This window comes from Neorhizobium sp. CSC1952 (assembly GCF_030378245.1).
In the GTDB taxonomy this organism is placed as follows: domain Bacteria; phylum Pseudomonadota; class Alphaproteobacteria; order Rhizobiales; family Rhizobiaceae; genus Neorhizobium; species Neorhizobium oryzae_A.
Genome location: NZ_CP128416.1, coordinates 1,380,870 through 1,397,908, shown reverse-complemented (window position 1 = coordinate 1,397,908; position 17,039 = coordinate 1,380,870). Strand labels below are relative to the sequence as shown.

Below are 17,039 nucleotides of genomic sequence, written 5' to 3'. Positions count from 1 at the left end.
GTCAGATGCCGCCGCAGGATTGATGAGGCTTGAGATCAGCCGCCGATGACCGACTTACGGGCGTCGATGATCGTCTGGTAGAAGCTCTGGTCGACCGGTGCCCAGTCGACATAGCCGCCGCCCGTGAAGTTGTCGAAGCAGGTCTTGTCCGTCTTCGGCAGTTCGGCGAAATAGGCGGTGACCTTCTTCTGGACGTCGGCCGGCAGCTTCTGGGAAACCATCAGCGGGCCGTTCGGGATCAGCGGCGACTTCCAGACTTCGACGATGTCGTCCATGTCGAGCAGGCCCTTGGAGACCATGATGTGCAGGTTGCCGGAGGAGTAGCCCTGCGACCAGTCGCCGGTGCCGGAGCCGAACGTGGTGCCGACGTCGAACTTCTTGTCGAGAACGCCGAGAACGAGGTTTTCATGGCCGCCGCCGAAGTCGGACGAAGCGAAATACTGTTTGACCGGCATGCCGATGTCCTTCGGCAGCGAAACGTTCGGAACGAGGTAGCCGGAGGTGGAGTCCGGATCGGCGAAGCCGAGCTTCTTGCCCTTGGCGTCGGCGAGCGTCTTGATGCCCGAGTCCTTGCGGGCGACCATGATCGAGTAGTAGCCGGTCGAACCGTCGGCCTGCTTGGTGGTCAGGACGGGGGTGACGGCGTTCGGATCCTTGAGGTAGATCGAAGCATAGGAGGAAGCGCCCATGACGGCGAGGTCGATCGTGCCGCCGAGCAGGCCCTGGATGACGCCGTTGTAGTTCGGCGACGGGAAGAGCTGGACTTCGGAAACGCCGGTGGCCTTGATGAGGCCGGGCTTGACGCACTCGGTGCGGCGAACCTGGTCGGCTTCGTTTTCGCCGCCGTCGAGACCGATGCGCAGGACCTTGACGTCCTGGGCGGCAGCGTTGCCGGCGAGAGCAGCGACAGCGATCGTCGCCATCAGGATCTTGCGGAATGCAGACATGGAAGTCTCCTTTAGTGACATGGTTTTGTCGGTGTTACGGCCGTCGTCCCCCTCGGCCGTAAAGGGGTCAGCGCGCGACGGCTGCTTCGGCCATCGCGCCGGAAAGAACGACATCGGGGCGTTTCGTCGAGGCGAGGCTGGTCGATGTCATGGACTCGTCGATACCGGCTCCGTCCCTGTCGGAGCCGTAGATTTCGCGGACCGCCGCCGCATCGAGCGCCTGCGGCGGCCCGTCGAAAACCACGCGGCCGCCGGCCATGCCGATGATGCGCTCGCAATAGCTGCGGGCAGTATCGAGCGTGTGCAGGTTGGTGATGACGGTGATGCCTTCGCGTTCGTTGATGTCCCGCAGCGCATCCATGACGATCTTGGCATTCAGCGGGTCGAGCGAGGCGATCGGCTCGTCGGCGAGCACCATTTTCGGCGCCTGCATGAGGGCGCGGGCGATCGCGACGCGCTGCTGCTGGCCGCCGGAAAGCGTTCCGGCCGGCTGCAGCGCCGTCTGCTCGATACCGAGCCTTTCGAGCGCGGCCATCGCCATGACGCGCTCGTCGCGGCTGAAGATCTTCAGGAGGCTCATCACTGTCGAACGGTGGTTGAGGCGGCCGAGCAGCACATTGGTCATCACGTCGAGACGCGGCACCAGGTTGAACTGCTGGAAGATCATCGCGCAGTCGCGCTGCCAGTTGCGCAGCGAGACGCCCTTCAGCGCCGAGACCTCGACCCCGCCGAAATGGATGGAGCCGGAACTCGGCTCCTGCAGGCGGTTGATCATCCGCAGGAGGGTGGATTTGCCGGCGCCGGAACGGCCGATGACGCCGACCATCTGGCCCTGGGGAATCTCGACGTTCACGGCATTGACCGCGATACGGTCGCCAAAACGGCGGGTGACATTCCTCAGCTCGAACTTCATGCTCTTCTGCCCGTCCAATCCTCTTATACGATTTCGATTAGCGGGGGTTCGTGAAGCCTGAATGTCGGTTTTATGTCGGTATTGTTACAATCCCCTGATGTTCGTAACGGTTATGTTACGACGCATGGCGCGACAGGAATTCCTCCGCCGGAAGAGCCCGGAAATCCTCAAGAGCGGCCCTCAGTTTCCGGTGGTCCCAATCCCACCAGGCGAGCCGGTCCATCGCCTCGCCGACCGCTTTTGTGAAACGCTCGCGGATGAGCTTCGCCGGCACGCCGCCGACGATCGTATAGGGCGCGACGTTCTTCGAGACGACCGCGCCGGCGCCGATCACCGCGCCGTTGCCGACGGTGACGCCCGGCAGCACGGTCGCGCCGTGGCCGATCCAGACGTCGTGGCCGATGACGACGCGATGGTCGCGCCGCCATTCGAAGAAGCTTTGCTCGTCTTCGGCATCGTCCCAATAGTTCGCGGCACGATAGGTGAAATGGTGCAGCGTCGCCCGCCAGGTCGGATGGTTGGTGGCGTTGAGGCGCACGGAAGCGGCCATGTTGACGAACTTGCCGATCGTCGCGCACCAGATCGAACCGTCCTGCATGATGTAGGAATAGTCGCCGATCTCGGCCTCCGAGATGCGGCAGCGCTCGGCGACTTCCGTATAGCGGCCGAGCGTGGAATTGGTGACGCTGGCGCTCGGATGGACGAGCGGCTCGATGCCGAGTTTCTTGCTCACGCTGCAACCGCCTTTCGGGGAGAGAACTGCGACACGTCGAGAACGCGGTCGGCGACGGCCTCGCGCACTTCCTCGTCGTGGAAGATGCCGAGGAGGGCGACGCCCTCGCGCTTCTTTTTCGCGATCATCTCGACGACGACCCGCCGGTTGACGGCGTCGAGCGAAGCGGTCGGCTCGTCGAGAAGCAGGATGCGGTGGCTGGTGATGAAGCCGCGGGCGATGTTGACGCGCTGCTGCTCGCCGCCGGAAAAGGTCGCAGGCGGCAGCGACCAGAGCTCCCGGGGCAGGTTGAGCTTCGCGAGCAATCCGGAGGCTTTTTCCCTTGCCTCCGGAGCCTCGACGCCGTGGGCGACGAGCGGTTCGGCGACCACGTCGAGGGCCGCGACACGCGGCACCGTGCGCAGGAACTGGCTGACATAGCCCATCGTATGCCGGCGCACGTCGAGAATGGTGCGCGGATCGGCACCGGCGATGTCGACCAGCCGGTCCTTGTGGTCCACGAGGATCTGGCCGGCATCGACGGCATAGTTGCCGTAGAGCATTTTCAGGATCGAGCTCTTGCCGATGCCGGAAGGGCCGCCGAGCACGACGCATTCGCCGCTGGCGACGGAGAAGTTCACGTCGTTGACGACCGGCAGCTTGATGCCGTCGCGCAGGTGCATGGTGAAGCTCTTGAAGACTTCCGAGACGACGAGGGGGGTGGCCATGACGATATCTCCCTCAAACCTGCAGGATCGAAGACACGAGAAGCTGGGTATAGGGCTCGCGCGGATCGTCGAGCACCCGGTCGGTGAGCCCGTGCTCGATCACGTGGCCGTCCTTCATCACCATCATCCGGTGCGACAGCAGGCGCGCGACGGCGAGATCGTGGGTGACGACGATCGCCGACAGGCCGAGATCGTTGACGAGGCCGCGCACGAGGTCGAGCAGGCGCGCCTGGACCGAAACGTCGAGGCCGCCGGTAGGCTCGTCCATGAAGACGAGGCGGGGGCCGGTGACGAGATTGCGGGCGATCTGCAGGCGCTGGCGCATACCGCCGGAAAAGGCGCGGGGCTGGTCGTCGATGCGGTCGGTGCCGATCTCGACGCGGGCGAGCCAGTCGCTCGCCGTCTCGCGGATCCTGCCGTAGTGCCGGTCGCCGATCGCCATCAGCCGCTCGCCGACATTGGCGCCGGCCGAAACCGTCATGCGCAGCCCGTCGGCCGGGTTCTGGTGCACGAAGCCCCAGTCGGTGCGCATCAGGAAGCGGCGCTCGGCCTCGCTCATATGGTAGAGGTCGCGGAAATTGCCGTCGCGCATCCGGTACTCGACACTGCCGGCCGTCGGCATGAGCCGCGTGGAAAGGCAGTTGAGCAGCGTCGTCTTGCCCGAACCGGATTCGCCGACGATCGCGAGCACCTCGCCCGGCCACAGTTCGAAGGACACGTCCTTGCAGCCGATGCGGTTGCCGTAGAATTTCGAGACGCCGCTGACCTTGAGGAGGGGGGTGTCGGTCATGGCGTATTGTCCTTGAAGGTCAGTGTGCGGAATTCACCCCCCTCTGTCCTGCCGGACATCTCCCCCTCACGGGGGGAGATCGACAAGGGGCGAGGCCGCAGTCCCAAGTAAGGTTTGGCTTCGCGGTAGGTGGTGTTTTGGAGATGGATCGGGTGGGTGCATCTATCCGATCTCCCCCCTTGAGGGGGAGATGTCCGGCAGGACAGAGGGGGGTAAGCCACATTCGCCATCACTCCGCAGCCTCCCTGCTCGGCGCCAGCATCTCGCCAACATGACCCTCTTCCCGGCGTTCTTCGCAATGGTCCGTATCGGAGCACACGAACATGCGGCCGCCCTTGTCGTCGAGAACGACCTCGTCGAGATAGACGCCGTGGGCGCCGCAGAGCGCGCAGGGCTGTTCGAACGTCTGGATCTCGAACGGATGGTCTTCGAAGTCGAGGCTCACCACTTCGGTATGGGGCGGGACGGCGTAGATGCGCTTTTCGCGGCCGGCGCCGAAGAGCTGCAGCGCCTCCGACATGTGCATTTTCGGATTGTCGAACTTGGGGGTCGGCGAGGGGTCCATCACATAACGGCCGTCGACCTTCACCGGGTAGGCATAGGTGGTGGAGATCCGGCCGTTGCGGGCGATGTCCTCGTAGAGCTTCACGTGCATGAGGCCGTATTCTTCGAGCGCATGCATCTTGCGCGTTTCGGTCTCGCGCGGCTCGAGGAAGCGCAGGGGTTCCGGGATCGGCACCTGGTAGACGAGCACCTGGCCTTCGCCAAGCTTCTGTTCCGGGATGCGGTGGCGGGTCTGGATGATCGTCGCATCCTTTGTATGCGTCGTCACGGCGACGTCCGCCACCTTCTGGAAGAAGGCACGGATCGAGACCGCATTGGTGGTGTCGTCGGCGCCCTGGTCGATCACCTTGAGCACGTCGTCCGGGCCGATGATCGAGGCGGTGACCTGCACGCCGCCCGTGCCCCAGCCGTAGGGCATCGGCATCTCGCGCGAGGCGAAGGGTACCTGGTAACCGGGAATGGCGATCGCCTTCAGGATGGCGCGGCGGATCATCCGCTTCGTCTGCTCGTCCAGATAGGCGAAGTTATAGGTGGCGAGATCGGTCACTCGGCGGCCTCCTGCATGTCCTTGCCGCCGTTGCGGGCGGCTTCGATGTCGGCCCGCATCCTGCGCACGAGCGCCAGTTCGGCCTGGAAATCGACGTAGTGCGGCAGCTTCAGGTGTTCGACGAAGCCGGTCGCCTGCACGTTGTCCGAATGGGAGATCACGAATTCCTCGTCCTGTGCCGGCGCGGTGATGTCCTCCCCGAGTTCCTCGGCGCGCAGCGCGCGGTCGACCAGCGACATCGACATCGCCTTCCGCTCGCTCTGGCCGAAGACGAGGCCGTAACCGCGGGTGAACTGGGGTGGTGCCTTGGACGAGCCCTTGAACTGGTTGACCATCTGGCATTCGGTGACGCGGATGCGGCCGAGAGAAACGGCGAAGCCGAGCTCGGCGACCTCCAGTTCCACCTCCACCTCGCCGATGCGGATTTCGCCGACGAAGGGGTGGGTGCGGCCGTAGCCGCGCTGGGTGGAATAGCCGAGTGCCAGCAGGAAACCTTCATCGCCCCGGGCGAGCGCCTGCAGGCGCAGATCCCGGCTCATCGGGAATTCCATCGGCTCGCGGGTAAGGTCGCCGGCCTCATGGTCTTCGGCGAATTCGCCATCCGGCTCGATCAGGCCCTCATGGGCGAGGATGTCCGACACCCGCATGACGCCCTCGTCCGGGGCTTCCTTGCGCATCGGTTCCTCGACCTGCCCGTCGGTCAGAAGCGAAGGATCGAGCAGGCGGTGCGTATAGTCGAAGGTCGGCCCGAGAAGCTGGCCGCCCGGCAGATCCTTGTAGGTCGCCGAAATTCTGCGCTCGATTTTCATGGCCGCGGTGTCGAGCGGGACCGAGGTGCCGAAGCGCGGCAGCGTCGTGCGATAGGCGCGCAGCAGGAAGATCGCCTCGATCAGGTCGCCCCGCGCCTGCCGCACGGAAAGGGCGGCGAGCGAGCGGTCGTAAAGGGAGGCCTCGGCCATCACCCTGTCGACCGCAAGGCCCAGTTGCTCGACGATCTGCTCGATGGTGACGGAGGGCAGCGAGCGCTCTCCCCGGCGCCGGTCGGCCAGCAGCCGATGAGCGTTGGTGATGGCGGCCTCGCCACCCTTGACGGCAACATACATCCTTCATTCTCCTGCCCTTGTATCCCGCCCTTGTATCCCGCGTTCCTTGCAGATGCCGGAAAGGGTTGGTCATTTTGCTTCAGGACCGAAAACCGGCCCGGCTCACTGGATCGCGATTCTTGTCGTCCGAGGCAGGCACAGCAGGTTCTTGCCGGCGGTCAGGATGACGTCGACGCCGCGCGGGAACAGGGCCCGGTTGTCCGCCCACAGACGCGGGAAGACTTCGGGCAGGCCTTTCACCGTCACGGTCGTGGCGTGCTGAATGCCGGGGCCGGTCAGCGTGAGCGTCTGGCCCTCCCCAAGTGCCGCGATCTCGATGACGAGCGTCGTGGAACGGTCCGGATATTCCTGCGTGCCGGCCGCAAAGAGGCCGAAGGATGCAAGCGTCGCGCCTGCCTCCACGAAAGCAAAGCGAGCCTCCGCCTTCTCGCGGGTGATCGGCGCGCCGGTATGGAAGCCGATCCACTCGCCTGCGGCGGATTTCGCAAGGCCGGCGCTGAGCCATACCGGGGTTTCGTGGTCGCAGAGGGTGAGCGCGATCGCTCCGGCCGCTCCTCCAAGCGGCTCGGGCTGGCCGGCGTCGGGGCCGACGGTGCGGATCGTCCCCGGGCGTGCCATGCCGTCCATCAGCATGCGGAAAACGCTCTGGGATTCGAATACCGGCGTGCCGAACCCGCCGGAAAGCGCTTGCGCCTTGATGTTCATCAGTCCTCCCCCCGTACCATCGTGAAGAAATCGACGCGGGTGGCCGCCGTTTCCTCCGCCTTTTGCCGATCTTCCGCCGCGATGCGTGCCTCGATCACGCCGAGCAGGGCAGTTTCCACGAAGTCGCGCGTTTCGCTTTCCTGCCAGAGAGCGTCGAAAACGGCCGCGAGCCGCACCTTCTCCTTGTCGGTGCCGAGCGCATGCGCGTGTCCCGCCGTGCCGGAGGCAAGCAGCACCGTCGCGCGCGTCACGGTCGCCTCGCCGAGATTGAAAGGCGCTCCGCCGCCGCCGATGCGGCCGCGCACCATCACGAGTCCGGTTTCGGGTCCGCGAACAGGTTTCACATCCGGTTTCGCCGGAAGCATGCCCCAGGCGGCTTGCAGCTCGCCGGTCGTCGCGCGCGCGAGAAGCCCCGCGGCGCGGCGGCGACCGGCGGTGTCTGTGTTCGGCCCGATTTGTTCTGCCAGGTCCATTGCCAAGCCCTCAAATGTCTATTAATATAGACAACCATACAAATCACATTATTCATAACTCTCGGATATAACAAGCGTGTGACATGGATGCGGGACAGACAAACGTCCAACGGCAGAACGGGGTGGCTCTCTGGCGGCAGATCGCCGACCGCATCCGTACGTCGATCTCCGACGGCGAATACGACGCCACCGGCAAGGTGCCGCCGGAATTCGCGCTCGCCGCGCAGTTCGGCGTCAACCGTCATACGGTTCGCAGCGCGCTTGCCGCGCTGGCGCAGGAAGGCATCGTCCGCCCCGTTCAGGGGCGGGGAACGCTGATCGTCCGCAAGGAGCGCCTCAATTTCCCGATATCCCGGCGCACCCGGTTCAATCAGGGGATCGGCGATCAGGCGCGGGAGAAGGAGGGACTGCTCCTGCGTTCGGCGGAAGAGCCGGCATCGGCCGAGCTTGCGGCGCGCCTCAAGATTGCCGAAGGCGCTGCGGTCATCCGGCTGGAGGCGCTGAGGAAGGCGGACCGGCGGCCGGTCTCCCGCTCCACCAACTGGTTTCCCGCCGATCGGTTTGCCGGCATCAAGGAGGCCTATCAGGCGAGCGGCTCGATCACCGTTGCGTTCCGGACGCTGGGCCTTTCCGATTATCTGCGCGTTTCGACCGAGATCACCGCGACCCATGCGGATGGGGCGGATCTCGCCGATCTGCAATTGTCGCCGGGCGCCATCATTCTCGTCGCCCGCGCGCTGAACACCGATCCGGACGGTGTGCCGGTGCAATATGCCGTCAGCCGGTTCCCGGCCGACATGGTTCAGTTCACCATCGAGAATTGATCAGTCACTCGGCGGCCATTGGCGCGCGGTGTGGATGACATTGAGGATGCGCACCGCATCCTCCTTGACGTCATAGATCAGTAAATAGCTGGGATGGGCGGGCAGTTCGCGCGTATCGGTGACACGGCCGGCGCGGCCGGATAGTGGATGGCGTGCCAATTGATCCGCTGCTTTCGTGAACTGATGATCCATGGCAACAGCCGCTATCGGGTTTTCACGGCGGATATAGTCAAAAATTGCTCGACGGTCGAGACGGGCTTGCCGCGTCCAGAAAAGCTTCATCGAGCGGAAGACTTTCGCGCCTCTTCGCGTAAAGCAGCGAACTCGGCTTCGACATCGTCTCCCGAAATCAGGTCACCGGCATTGGCGGAATCGATTGCCTTCTGCACCTTCCGGCGAAACCAGTCATCGTATTCTGCGGTCTCCTGTTGCTGCCGGACATAGTCACGCATGAAGGTACGTAGCAATTGCGCATCGGACTGATCCTGTGCTTTCGCTGCTTCGCTGAATGCCGCCTTCAGCTCTTCCTCGACGCGAAACGTGAATGTCGCTTCAGCCATAGCTCGTGATCCATGTGTTATCGTGCCTAAACACGATAACACATGGATCGTTCAAAGCTAAGGTTCAATGCGCGCCGGACATGTCGCCGAGGACGTCCTTGGAGGCGACGGTCGAGTCGGCGTTGAGCTTGTAGACCATCGGCACGCCGGTCGCGAGATTGAGCTTGAGGATCTCTTCCTTGCTCAGCCGGTCGAGCACCATCACCAGCGCGCGCAGCGAATTGCCGTGCGCCGCGACCAGAACCTTCTGGCCGCGCAGCACGCGGGGCAGGATTTCCGTCATGTAATAGGGCCAGACGCGGGCGCCGGTGTCGCGCAGGCTTTCGCCGCCCGGCGGCGGCACGTCGTAGGAACGGCGCCAGATATGCACCTGTTCCTCGCCCCACTTGGCGCGCGCGTCGTCCTTGTTGAGACCGGAAAGGTCGCCGTAGTCGCGCTCGTTCAGCGCCTCGTCGCGGATCGTTTCGAGATCCGGCTGGCCGACCTTGTCGAGCACGATCGCCAGCGTGTTCTGGGCTCGCTTCAGGGCGGAGGTGAAGGCGATGTCGAACTTGATGCCGGTTTCGGCCAGTGCCTTCCCGCCCGTCTCGGCTTCCTGGATGCCGAGCGGCGTAAGGTCGACGTCGCGCCAGCCGGTGAACAGGTTTTTCAGGTTCCATTCGCTCTGGCCGTGGCGAACGAGGACGAGAGTTCCGCTCATGAATGAATTCCTCCAGGGAGACTTAAGAAAGCCCGAGCACGTCGAGCATGGAATAGAAACCGGGCTTCTTGTCGCGTGCCCAGAGCGCCGCCGCCACTGCGCCGCGCGCGAAAATCGAGCGGTCGCGGGCGCTGTGCGACAGCGTCACGAGCTCTCCTTCGGCCGCAAGCAGGACGGAGTGATCACCGACGACCGAGCCGCCGCGCAGCGTCGCAAAGCCGATCGTGCCGGCGGGCCGCGGACCGGTATGGCCGTCGCGCACGCGAACGGATTGGCTGGCGAGATCGATGCCGCGCCCCCTGGCCGCCGCTTCGCCGAGGAGCAGCGCGGTGCCGGACGGCGCGTCGACCTTGTGCTTGTGGTGCATTTCCACGATCTCGATATCCCATCCCGCCGCGGGCAGGGCTTTCGCCGCCTGTCCGACGAGCACGCCGAGCAGGTTGACGCCGAGGCTCATATTGCCGGATTTGACGACGCGCGCATGACGGGCGGCCGCCTTGAACTTTTCCTCGTCTTCCGCCGAGCATCCTGTCGTGCCGATCACGTGCACGATGCGCGCCTGCGCCGCAAGGCCGGCAAAGGTGACGCTGCCCGCAGGCGCGGTGAAATCGAGCACGCCTTCGGCATCGAGAAACGCCCTGAGCGGATCGGTGGTGAGGGGAATGCCGAGCGTCCCGACGCCCGCGAGCTCGCCCGCATCCTTGCCGATGAAGGCCGATCCTTCGCGCTCGACCGCGGCATGCAGCGTCACGCCGTCCGTCTCGTGGATCACGCGGATCAGGGTTTGGCCCATCCGGCCCGCCGCGCCAACCACCACGAGTTTCATGTCATTTGCGGCCATGTGCGGCAGTCCTTGTGTTCGTCAGGCGCTCTTTTCAGGCGATTGCAGATTGTTGAGGCGAGCGTAAAGACCGTCCTTGCGCTGCGCAAGCACCTCGTGGGTACCTTCCTCGACGACGCGGCCCTCATGCATGACGATGATCTTGTCCGCCTTGACGACCGTCGAGAGGCGATGGGCGATGACGATCACGGTCCGCCCGCGCATGGCGGTGTCCAGCGCCTTCTGCACGGCCGCTTCCGATTCGTTGTCGAGCGCGGAGGTCGCTTCGTCGAGGAGCAGGATCGGCGCGTTGCGGACGAGCGCCCGGGCGATCGAAAGGCGCTGGCGCTGCCCGCCCGACAGCGTCACGCCGTTTTCGCCGACCGGTGTCTCGTAGCCGAACGGCTGGGCAAGGATGAAGTCGTGCGCATAGGCAAGCTTGGCGGCTTCTTCGACTTCCGCATCCGTCGCATCCGGGCGGCCGTAGCGGATGTTGTCGCGGATCGAGCCCTCGAAGAGATAGGGCTGCTGCGAGACATAGGCGAGCTGGCGGCGCAGCGATGCCTTGGTGACGTCCGCAATATCCTGTCCGTCGATCAGGATCTGACCCTCGGTGGCGTCGTAGAAGCGCGGAATGAGGTTGATGATCGTCGATTTGCCGGCGCCGGAGGGCCCCACCAGGGCGGTGGTCTTTCCTCCGTCGGCGATGATGTCGACGCCGCGCAGGATAGGGCTGCCGGTGGCGTAGGAGAAGACCACGTTCTTCAACTCGATGCGCGCATCCGTGACGACGAGATCCTTGGCGCCAGGCTTTTCGCGCTGGTGCGGCTGCATGTCGAGCAGCGCGTAGATCATCTGCGCGTTGACGACGGCGCGGTCGAGCTGGACCTGCAGCTTGGCAAGCCGGCGGGCCGGATCGTAGGCCATCAGGAGCGCGGTGACGAAGGCGAAGAAGGCGCCCGGCGGCACGTCGTTGTAGATCGACCGGAAGGCGGCGTAGGCGAGCACGCTGGAGATCGCCAGTCCTGCGAAGGTTTCGGTGAGCGGCGAGGTGCGTTCCGAAAGCCGGGCGATACGGTTGGCGCGCCGCTCGGCCGTGTCGATGATGCCGTTGACCTTCCGCTCGAGCTCCTGCTCCATGGTGAAGGCCTTGACGATGGCGATCCCCTGGACCGTTTCCTGCATCGCGCCGAGCACGCGGCTGTTGACCTCGACCGCTTCCCGGGTTGCGGCGCGCAGGCGACGCGAGACGTAGCGCAGCGCATAGAGAAGCGGCGGAGCGACCGCGAAGACGATCAGCGACAGGATCCAGTCCTTGGCGACCATCACCCCGATCAGCGAGATCATTGTCAGGAAGTCGCGCGCCGTCGAGGTGACCGTCAGATTGAGCACGTCGCGGATGCCGTTGACGTTCTGGCTGACCTGTGCGGCCAGATGCGCCGATCGCGCCTCCGCGAAAAAGCCGACCGAAAGCGTCATCAGATGCGAATAAAGCCGGCGCTGATAGCGCGCGACGATATTGTTGCCGATCTTGGCCAGGGTCACCGCCTGCCCGTAGGTCGCCAGGCCGCGCAGGATGAAAGCGGCGAGGATCGCTCCGCAGATCAGCCAGACGACATCGGCGCGCCGGTTGGCGAAGGCTTCGTTGACGACGGATTCCATGATCCAGGCGGTGAACGCCGTGGTGCCCGCCACGACCACCAGACAGAAGATCGCGAAGGCATATCCACGGATGTGGTCCCGGCCGTTTTCGGCGATCACCCGCTTCAATACGGCAACGACCGTGTTCGGATCGACCTGTCGCTTTTTATCCTTGGCTGCTCTCAAAAGGGTTTCCCGTTTCGGCACAGGCGCCGACATTTCCTTGTGCGGCGCGTATTAAACGCTGAAAGACGCTTTTGAAAGCCGCAAGGCCAAGATTCGGCATCGCTGTTGCATTCCGGCATGGCCGGGAATGCACATTTTCTCACTTCAGCCAGCGGCGGCCATCCATCGAGATGCCGTAGGCGGAGGGGGTGCGCGCAAAGCTTGCGAGACCGGCAAGCGCCGCCTGCGGATGGGTGACGACGAAAGTCGGGATCGTGCCCATCAGCTCCGAATGCGGAGCCTTGTCCTCGAATGCGGCGCGGAATTCGGGGCCCTTGAGAGCCGGGATGATCTTCTGGGAAATGCCGCCGGCGAGATAGACGCCGCCGCGCGCCATGAAGATCAGCGCCATGTCGCCCGCCACACGGCCGAGATAGGTGGCAAAGAGCGCAAGCGTTTCGACGGCCTGCGGGTTCGCGCCGCCGAGGCCGTGCGCGGTGATGTCCGCGGGATTGGAAAATGCCGGCGCCACTCCGTCGGCGGCGCAGACGGCCTGATAGATGTTCACGACGCCGCGGCCGCTGAGGATCTCTTCGGCGGAAACTCGGCCTTCTATTCTCTTGAGATGCGGGAAGATCTCGAAATCCCGCGCCGAGCGCGGACCGACATCCACATGGCCGCCTTCGCCGGGCACCGGGAACCACATGTGCCGGGCATAGACGAGGCCGGCGACGCCGAGGCCCGTGCCGGGGCCGAGAACGACGCGGGAGGCCATATGCGGCTCGCTGCCGGTGCCGAGCGTTTCGCGGTATTCGTCCGGGAGCGCTGCGACCGCCAGCGCCTGCGCCTCGAAATCGTTGACGACCAGCACGTCCTCGAAACCGAGGTCCGCGATCATCGCCTTCGGCCGCACGATCCAGTCGCAGTTCGTAAGGTCGATCTCGTCTCCGTCGATCGGCCCGGCGATCGCGAGAATGGCAGCCCGCGGCTGCACGGAAGTCTTGTCGAGCACCACCTTCTGGATCGCCTCGTCGATCGTCGGATAATCGGCCGTCCGGACATTCGGGAACGGCTTCGGTTCCGCATAGGCGTCGATGAGGATGGAGAAGCGGGCATTGGTCCCGCCGATATCGCCGATCAGGATCGGAAAGGGCAGCTTTTCGGTCTTCATGCCATCGGCCATCGGGGAGCTCAGTCCTTCTGAAAGTCGATCAGTTTCTCGGCGGTGGCGCGGTTGAGCGCCATCGGGATGTCGTAGACGGTCGCAAGCCTTGTCAGCGCCTTCACGTCGACGTCATGGGGAAGCGCGCTCAACGGGTCGATGAAGAAGATCAGCATGTCGACCTCGCCGGTGGCGATCATCGCGCCGATCTGCTGGTCGCCGCCGAGCGGTCCGCTCTTCAGCCGCGTGACTTCAAGCTCCGGACAGGCGTCCTGGACCCGCCCGCCGGTCGTGCCGGTCGCGACGATGCGGAAGCGCGACAGAGCCGCCTGGTGATGGCGGGCGAAATCCGCCATGTCGTCCTTCTTCTGGTCGTGCGCGATGAGCGCGATGCAGGGCTTGGCCGCCATGTCCTTCGTGTCCTCGCCAGGAACGGTTTCAATCGATTTGCACTGCTTCTAGCGTGCCGCTTCGTCCTTGGGAAGGTGGCGGAGAGGCCGGCACTTTCAACAGCCGGCCTAAATCGTGATTATTGCAGCGGGCGGGGTGTCGGGATCGGCACGGCCATGGATGCCGACAGGGGCTCGCCGATGATCGCCTCGATGCCCTCTGCAGGGGAAGGCGCGGCAGGCTGGGACGTATAGGCCATGGCGCCGCCGCCGAATGTCGCATCCTCTTCCGGGCGGGAAGGGGCGGCCAGCACGGCCGCGCAGGCCTTCGGCAGATCGGACAGCATCACCGGACGCGGTTTGACCGGCTTCTTGTTGGGATCGGGCTTCGGGGGCGCCCAGGGTTCCTTGGTGAACCACCAGGCGAGCGACTTGTCGCAGCCGTCGCCTTTGGCGACCGGCGCCTGCCTCTGGCAGTTCGCCGCACCTGCGGGGCAATGGATGCGGATGTGGAAATGCTCGTCGTGGCCGTAGATCGGCCGCACCTTGCCGAGCAGGCTGCGGTCGCCGGTCCAGGTTTCGCAGAGCTTCTTCTTGATGGCCGGATTGACGAAGACCCGCTCCACCTGCGGATAGCTTGCCGCCTGCATGACGACGTTGGCGTGGGTATTCGTCCAGCGCCGCGTGTCGACGGTCAGGAACTTGCTCTTGTCGAGCATGGAGGTGAAGGGCATATCCTCGCGCTGCTGCGCGGTCAGGGGCTGGGTAGGCTTCGGCGTGAACCATATGTCCGCATCGAGCCCGATCTGATGCGAGGCATGGCCGGTGAGCATCGGGCCGCCGCGCGGCTGCGAGATGTCGCCGACAAGGATGCCCGATCCCCAGCCGAGCTTTGCGGCGTCACGGGAGAACTGCTCCAGAAGCGCGATCATTTCCGGATTGCCCCAGCGGCGGTTTCTGGAAAGCCGCATCGCCTGCCAGGTCGGTCCGTCGGTGGGAAGCGCCACGGCGCCCGACATGCAGCCCTTGGCGTAGAAGCCGAGCGGCTCCGCCTCGGTCCTGCTTGGCAGCTTCACCGCGCCGAAGAGCTGTTTTGCCGGCGTGTCTTCCTGCGCCGCGGATGTGCCCGCGAAAGCGCCGCAGAGAAAAACGGCCGCAGCAAGCCGTAGAATTTTTCCGGAAATCGATGCCATGCCGTCCGCCGCAAATCACCTGACCACCCCGAATCTACCGTGAAACGGAATTTTGGTGAAATGGAGATGCGGGGAGGACCTTCGTTTTTGCGGAGATAAAATGCCGGATAAAACGGATGTGAGCGGGGAACTCCTGTTTTTTGCCTGCTTTTGCCCTATGCTTCGCCGCAACAAAGAACTCGAAAAGGGGTAGCGAATGGTCTTGGCTCGGCTGAAGGTAGGCTTCGCAATCGTTCTCGCGGCGGTCTTTGCGGCATCGTCCGTTGCGGCCCAGGAGCCGAAATGGCGCCATGGCATGGCCGTCGTCGGGGAACCGGAGCTGCCGGAAGGCTTCAAGCAGCTTCCCTATGTCGATCTGAGCGCGCCGAAGGCCGGAACCCTTCGCCTGGCCGAGGAAGGTACGTTCGACAATCTTAACCCGGTGATCGACCGGGGTGCTCCGGCGGCGGGTCTCGGGGTGATCTTCGATACCCTCATGAAGCGGTCCGAAGACGAGGTCTTCGGCACCTACGGCCTCCTGGCGGAGGCGGTGTCCTATCCGGACGACATGTCGTCGGTGACGTTCCGGCTGCGGCAGGAGGCGAAATGGCCCGACGGCCAGCCGGTCACCCCGGACGACGTGATTTTCACCATGGAGAAGCTGAAGGAACACAGCGCCTTCTATTCCGGCTATTACCGCCACGTCACCGGCGTTGAGAAGACCGGCGATCGCGAGGTGACGTTCCGTTTCGACGAAAAGAACAACCGCGAACTGCCGGCCATCGTCGGTGATTTTCCGATTTTGCCGAAACATTGGTGGGAGGGGACCGACGCCGGCGGCAACAAGCGCGACATATCCAAGACGACGCTCCAGCCCGTGATGGGATCCGGCCCTTACAGGATCGCCTCCGTCCAGCCGGGTTCCGGCATACGCTACGAACTGCGGGACAATTATTGGGGCAAGGACCTGCCGATCAACCTCGGCCAGTATAATTTCCGGACGATCGGCTATACCTATTTTTCCGACTTCGAGGTCGAGTTCGAAGCCTTCCGCGCCGGCACCATCGATTATCGCCAGGAAAACAGCTCCAGCCGCTGGGCCACGCGTTACGATTTCGATGCGGTCAAGGACGGCCGGGTCACGAAGGAAGCGCTGACCAACCCCTTCAAGGCCACCGGCATCATGCAGGCCATGGTGCCGAACATGCGCCGGGACATGTTCAAGGATGCGCGCGTTCGCCAGGCGCTGAACTATGCCTTCGACTTCGAGGACATGAACAAGAATCTCGCCTATGGCGGCCTGAAGCGCGTTGACAGTTTCTTCTGGGGGACCGAGCTCGCATCCTCGGGGCTGCCGCAGGGCCGCGAGCTGGAACTGCTGGAGGGCCTGAAGGACAAGGTGCCGCCGGAGGTCTTCACCACGCCCTATACCAACCCGGTCGGCGGCGATCCGCAGAAGGTGCGCGACAACCTGCGCAAGGCGGTGGGCCTGTTCAAGGAAGCCGGTTGGGAACTGAAGGGCAACCGGATGGTCAATACCACGACCGGCCAGCCGATGAGCTTCGAGATCCTGCTCAACAGCCCGTCGCTGGAGCGCTCCGTCAACCCGTTCGTCGCCAGCCTCAAGAAGATCGGCGTCGATGCGCGCATCCGGACGGTCGATGCTTCGCAATACATCAACCGGATCAGAAGCTTCGACTACGACATGATCTGGGCCGTGTGGGGACAGACGATGAACCCGGGCAACGAACAGACGGAATATTGGGGTTCGGCATCCGTGAACCGGCAGGGCTCGCGCAATTATGCGGGCATTGCCGATCCGGCGGTCGACGCCCTTATCCAGAAGATCGTCTTCGCCCCCAGCCGGGAGGAGCAGATCGCGGCGATCAAAGCCATGGACCGGGTGCTCCTGGCCAACCACTACGTCGTCCCGCTCTTCTATTCCGGAGAGGCGAAGGTCGCCTACTGGAATACGATCGGGCATCCCGACAGGCTGCCGGAATATGGAATCGGTTTCCCCGACATCTGGTCGTCGAAGAGCGCTGCCAAGTGATCGGGCAAATGGACGAGACTTGCGCCGATCATCCCCACTGTTCCAAATGAAGCCCTGATGATTCGCACGCA

The 17,039-nt window shown here is 64.2% G+C and carries 19 protein-coding genes; 2 read left to right on the top strand and 17 right to left on the bottom strand.

The genetic code is table 11. From position 1 onward, the window contains the following. Nucleotides 1-35 precede the first annotated feature (35 nt). From phnD to phnG, 9 genes are all read right to left on the bottom strand, one after another. Nucleotides 36-947 carry a phosphonate ABC transporter substrate-binding protein gene (gene phnD / locus QTA58_RS07225; protein ID WP_289672245.1) on the bottom strand — a complete coding sequence of 304 codons (912 nt, stop codon included), beginning with the start codon at nucleotides 945-947 and terminating at the stop codon, nucleotides 36-38. Nucleotides 948-1,014: 67 nt separating this feature from the next. Beyond that, nucleotides 1,015-1,860 (bottom strand): phosphonate ABC transporter ATP-binding protein, encoded by an 846-nt coding sequence (gene phnC / locus QTA58_RS07220; protein ID WP_289672244.1) that lies wholly within the window; start codon nucleotides 1,858-1,860, stop codon nucleotides 1,015-1,017. Between the two features lie 115 nt (nucleotides 1,861-1,975). Further along, nucleotides 1,976-2,593, bottom strand: coding sequence for a DapH/DapD/GlmU-related protein (locus tag QTA58_RS07215; RefSeq protein ID WP_085421943.1), 618 nt, complete (start codon nucleotides 2,591-2,593; stop codon nucleotides 1,976-1,978). Next, nucleotides 2,590-3,300 carry a phosphonate C-P lyase system protein PhnL gene (gene phnL / locus QTA58_RS07210; RefSeq protein WP_289672243.1) on the bottom strand — a complete coding sequence of 237 codons (711 nt, stop codon included), beginning with the start codon at nucleotides 3,298-3,300 and terminating at the stop codon, nucleotides 2,590-2,592. Before phnL ends, QTA58_RS07215 begins: the two co-directional genes overlap by 4 nt. A 13-nt stretch (nucleotides 3,301-3,313) precedes the next feature. After that, complete coding sequence (gene phnK / locus QTA58_RS07205; protein ID WP_085423325.1) at nucleotides 3,314-4,090, bottom strand: phosphonate C-P lyase system protein PhnK; 777 nt, start codon at nucleotides 4,088-4,090, stop codon at nucleotides 3,314-3,316. Between the two features lie 229 nt (nucleotides 4,091-4,319). Beyond that, entirely contained in the window at nucleotides 4,320-5,201 is an 882-nt protein-coding gene (locus QTA58_RS07200) for an alpha-D-ribose 1-methylphosphonate 5-phosphate C-P-lyase PhnJ (RefSeq protein ID WP_289672242.1), read from the bottom strand. After that, nucleotides 5,198-6,304 carry a carbon-phosphorus lyase complex subunit PhnI gene (locus QTA58_RS07195; RefSeq protein WP_289672241.1) on the bottom strand — a complete coding sequence of 369 codons (1,107 nt, stop codon included), beginning with the start codon at nucleotides 6,302-6,304 and terminating at the stop codon, nucleotides 5,198-5,200. The genes QTA58_RS07200 and QTA58_RS07195 overlap by 4 nt, the downstream gene beginning before the upstream one ends. 102 nt (nucleotides 6,305-6,406) lie before the next feature. Continuing rightward, on the bottom strand, nucleotides 6,407-7,009 hold the full coding sequence (gene phnH, locus QTA58_RS07190; RefSeq protein WP_289672240.1) for a phosphonate C-P lyase system protein PhnH: 603 nt from the start codon (nucleotides 7,007-7,009) through the stop codon (nucleotides 6,407-6,409). Beyond that, a complete protein-coding gene (gene phnG, locus QTA58_RS07185; RefSeq protein WP_289672239.1) occupies nucleotides 7,009-7,482 on the bottom strand; it encodes a phosphonate C-P lyase system protein PhnG in 474 nt (157 codons plus the stop codon). Before phnG ends, phnH begins: the two co-directional genes overlap by 1 nt. A gap of 83 nt (nucleotides 7,483-7,565) precedes the next feature. Here phnG and phnF point away from each other — a divergent pair, with 83 nt between their 5' ends. Then, complete coding sequence (gene phnF / locus QTA58_RS07180; protein ID WP_289672238.1) at nucleotides 7,566-8,306, top strand: phosphonate metabolism transcriptional regulator PhnF; 741 nt, start codon at nucleotides 7,566-7,568, stop codon at nucleotides 8,304-8,306. Here phnF and QTA58_RS07175 read toward each other — a convergent pair whose 3' ends face one another. From QTA58_RS07175 to mepA, 8 genes are all read right to left on the bottom strand, one after another. After that, a complete protein-coding gene (locus tag QTA58_RS07175) occupies nucleotides 8,307-8,588 on the bottom strand; it encodes a type II toxin-antitoxin system mRNA interferase toxin, RelE/StbE family (RefSeq protein WP_085421950.1) in 282 nt (93 codons plus the stop codon). It lies immediately after the preceding gene. Next, a complete protein-coding gene (locus QTA58_RS07170; protein ID WP_085421951.1) occupies nucleotides 8,585-8,866 on the bottom strand; it encodes a hypothetical protein in 282 nt (93 codons plus the stop codon). The genes QTA58_RS07175 and QTA58_RS07170 overlap by 4 nt, the downstream gene beginning before the upstream one ends. A gap of 64 nt (nucleotides 8,867-8,930) precedes the next feature. Next, complete coding sequence (locus tag QTA58_RS07165; RefSeq protein WP_085421952.1) at nucleotides 8,931-9,566, bottom strand: 2,3-bisphosphoglycerate-dependent phosphoglycerate mutase; 636 nt, start codon at nucleotides 9,564-9,566, stop codon at nucleotides 8,931-8,933. Between the two features lie 22 nt (nucleotides 9,567-9,588). Beyond that, on the bottom strand, nucleotides 9,589-10,407 hold the full coding sequence (gene dapB / locus QTA58_RS07160) for a 4-hydroxy-tetrahydrodipicolinate reductase (protein ID WP_289672237.1): 819 nt from the start codon (nucleotides 10,405-10,407) through the stop codon (nucleotides 9,589-9,591). A 21-nt stretch (nucleotides 10,408-10,428) separates the two neighbouring features. Beyond that, nucleotides 10,429-12,213, bottom strand: coding sequence for an ABC transporter ATP-binding protein (locus QTA58_RS07155; protein WP_289672236.1), 1,785 nt, complete (start codon nucleotides 12,211-12,213; stop codon nucleotides 10,429-10,431). 139 nt (nucleotides 12,214-12,352) lie between these two features. Next, nucleotides 12,353-13,375 (bottom strand): glucokinase, encoded by a 1,023-nt coding sequence (locus QTA58_RS07150; RefSeq protein WP_289672235.1) that lies wholly within the window; start codon nucleotides 13,373-13,375, stop codon nucleotides 12,353-12,355. A gap of 8 nt (nucleotides 13,376-13,383) precedes the next feature. Further along, nucleotides 13,384-13,764: a methylglyoxal synthase gene (locus QTA58_RS07145; RefSeq protein WP_085421956.1), complete on the bottom strand. Its 381-nt coding sequence runs from the start codon at nucleotides 13,762-13,764 to the stop codon at nucleotides 13,384-13,386. 119 nt (nucleotides 13,765-13,883) lie between these two features. After that, nucleotides 13,884-14,936: a penicillin-insensitive murein endopeptidase gene (gene mepA / locus QTA58_RS07140; protein WP_289672234.1), complete on the bottom strand. Its 1,053-nt coding sequence runs from the start codon at nucleotides 14,934-14,936 to the stop codon at nucleotides 13,884-13,886. 196 nt (nucleotides 14,937-15,132) lie between these two features. Between mepA and QTA58_RS07135 the strand changes: the two genes are divergently transcribed. After that, entirely contained in the window at nucleotides 15,133-16,968 is a 1,836-nt protein-coding gene (locus QTA58_RS07135; protein ID WP_289672233.1) for an extracellular solute-binding protein, read from the top strand. The last annotated feature ends 71 nt before the right edge of the window (nucleotides 16,969-17,039 follow it).

Coding starts and splice junctions, on each gene's coding strand:
- phnL (WP_289672243.1), bottom strand. CDS start 3,300: ATGGCCACCCCCCTCGTCGTCTCGGAAGTCTTCAAGAGCTTCACCATG.
- mepA (WP_289672234.1), bottom strand. CDS start 14,936: ATGGCATCGATTTCCGGAAAAATTCTACGGCTTGCTGCGGCCGTTTTT.
- phnH (WP_289672240.1), bottom strand. CDS start 7,009: ATGAACATCAAGGCGCAAGCGCTTTCCGGCGGGTTCGGCACGCCGGTA.
- QTA58_RS07195 (WP_289672241.1), bottom strand. CDS start 6,304: ATGTATGTTGCCGTCAAGGGTGGCGAGGCCGCCATCACCAACGCTCAT.
- phnC (WP_289672244.1), bottom strand. CDS start 1,860: ATGAAGTTCGAGCTGAGGAATGTCACCCGCCGTTTTGGCGACCGTATC.
- phnG (WP_289672239.1), bottom strand. CDS start 7,482: ATGGACCTGGCAGAACAAATCGGGCCGAACACAGACACCGCCGGTCGC.
- QTA58_RS07145 (WP_085421956.1), bottom strand. CDS start 13,764: ATGGCGGCCAAGCCCTGCATCGCGCTCATCGCGCACGACCAGAAGAAG.
- phnK (WP_085423325.1), bottom strand. CDS start 4,090: ATGACCGACACCCCCCTCCTCAAGGTCAGCGGCGTCTCGAAATTCTAC.
- dapB (WP_289672237.1), bottom strand. CDS start 10,407: ATGGCCGCAAATGACATGAAACTCGTGGTGGTTGGCGCGGCGGGCCGG.
- QTA58_RS07170 (WP_085421951.1), bottom strand. CDS start 8,866: ATGGCTGAAGCGACATTCACGTTTCGCGTCGAGGAAGAGCTGAAGGCG.
- QTA58_RS07175 (WP_085421950.1), bottom strand. CDS start 8,588: ATGAAGCTTTTCTGGACGCGGCAAGCCCGTCTCGACCGTCGAGCAATT.
- QTA58_RS07165 (WP_085421952.1), bottom strand. CDS start 9,566: ATGAGCGGAACTCTCGTCCTCGTTCGCCACGGCCAGAGCGAATGGAAC.
- QTA58_RS07135 (WP_289672233.1), top strand. CDS start 15,133: ATGGTCTTGGCTCGGCTGAAGGTAGGCTTCGCAATCGTTCTCGCGGCG.
- phnD (WP_289672245.1), bottom strand. CDS start 947: ATGTCTGCATTCCGCAAGATCCTGATGGCGACGATCGCTGTCGCTGCT.
- QTA58_RS07150 (WP_289672235.1), bottom strand. CDS start 13,375: ATGGCCGATGGCATGAAGACCGAAAAGCTGCCCTTTCCGATCCTGATC.
- phnF (WP_289672238.1), top strand. CDS start 7,566: ATGGATGCGGGACAGACAAACGTCCAACGGCAGAACGGGGTGGCTCTC.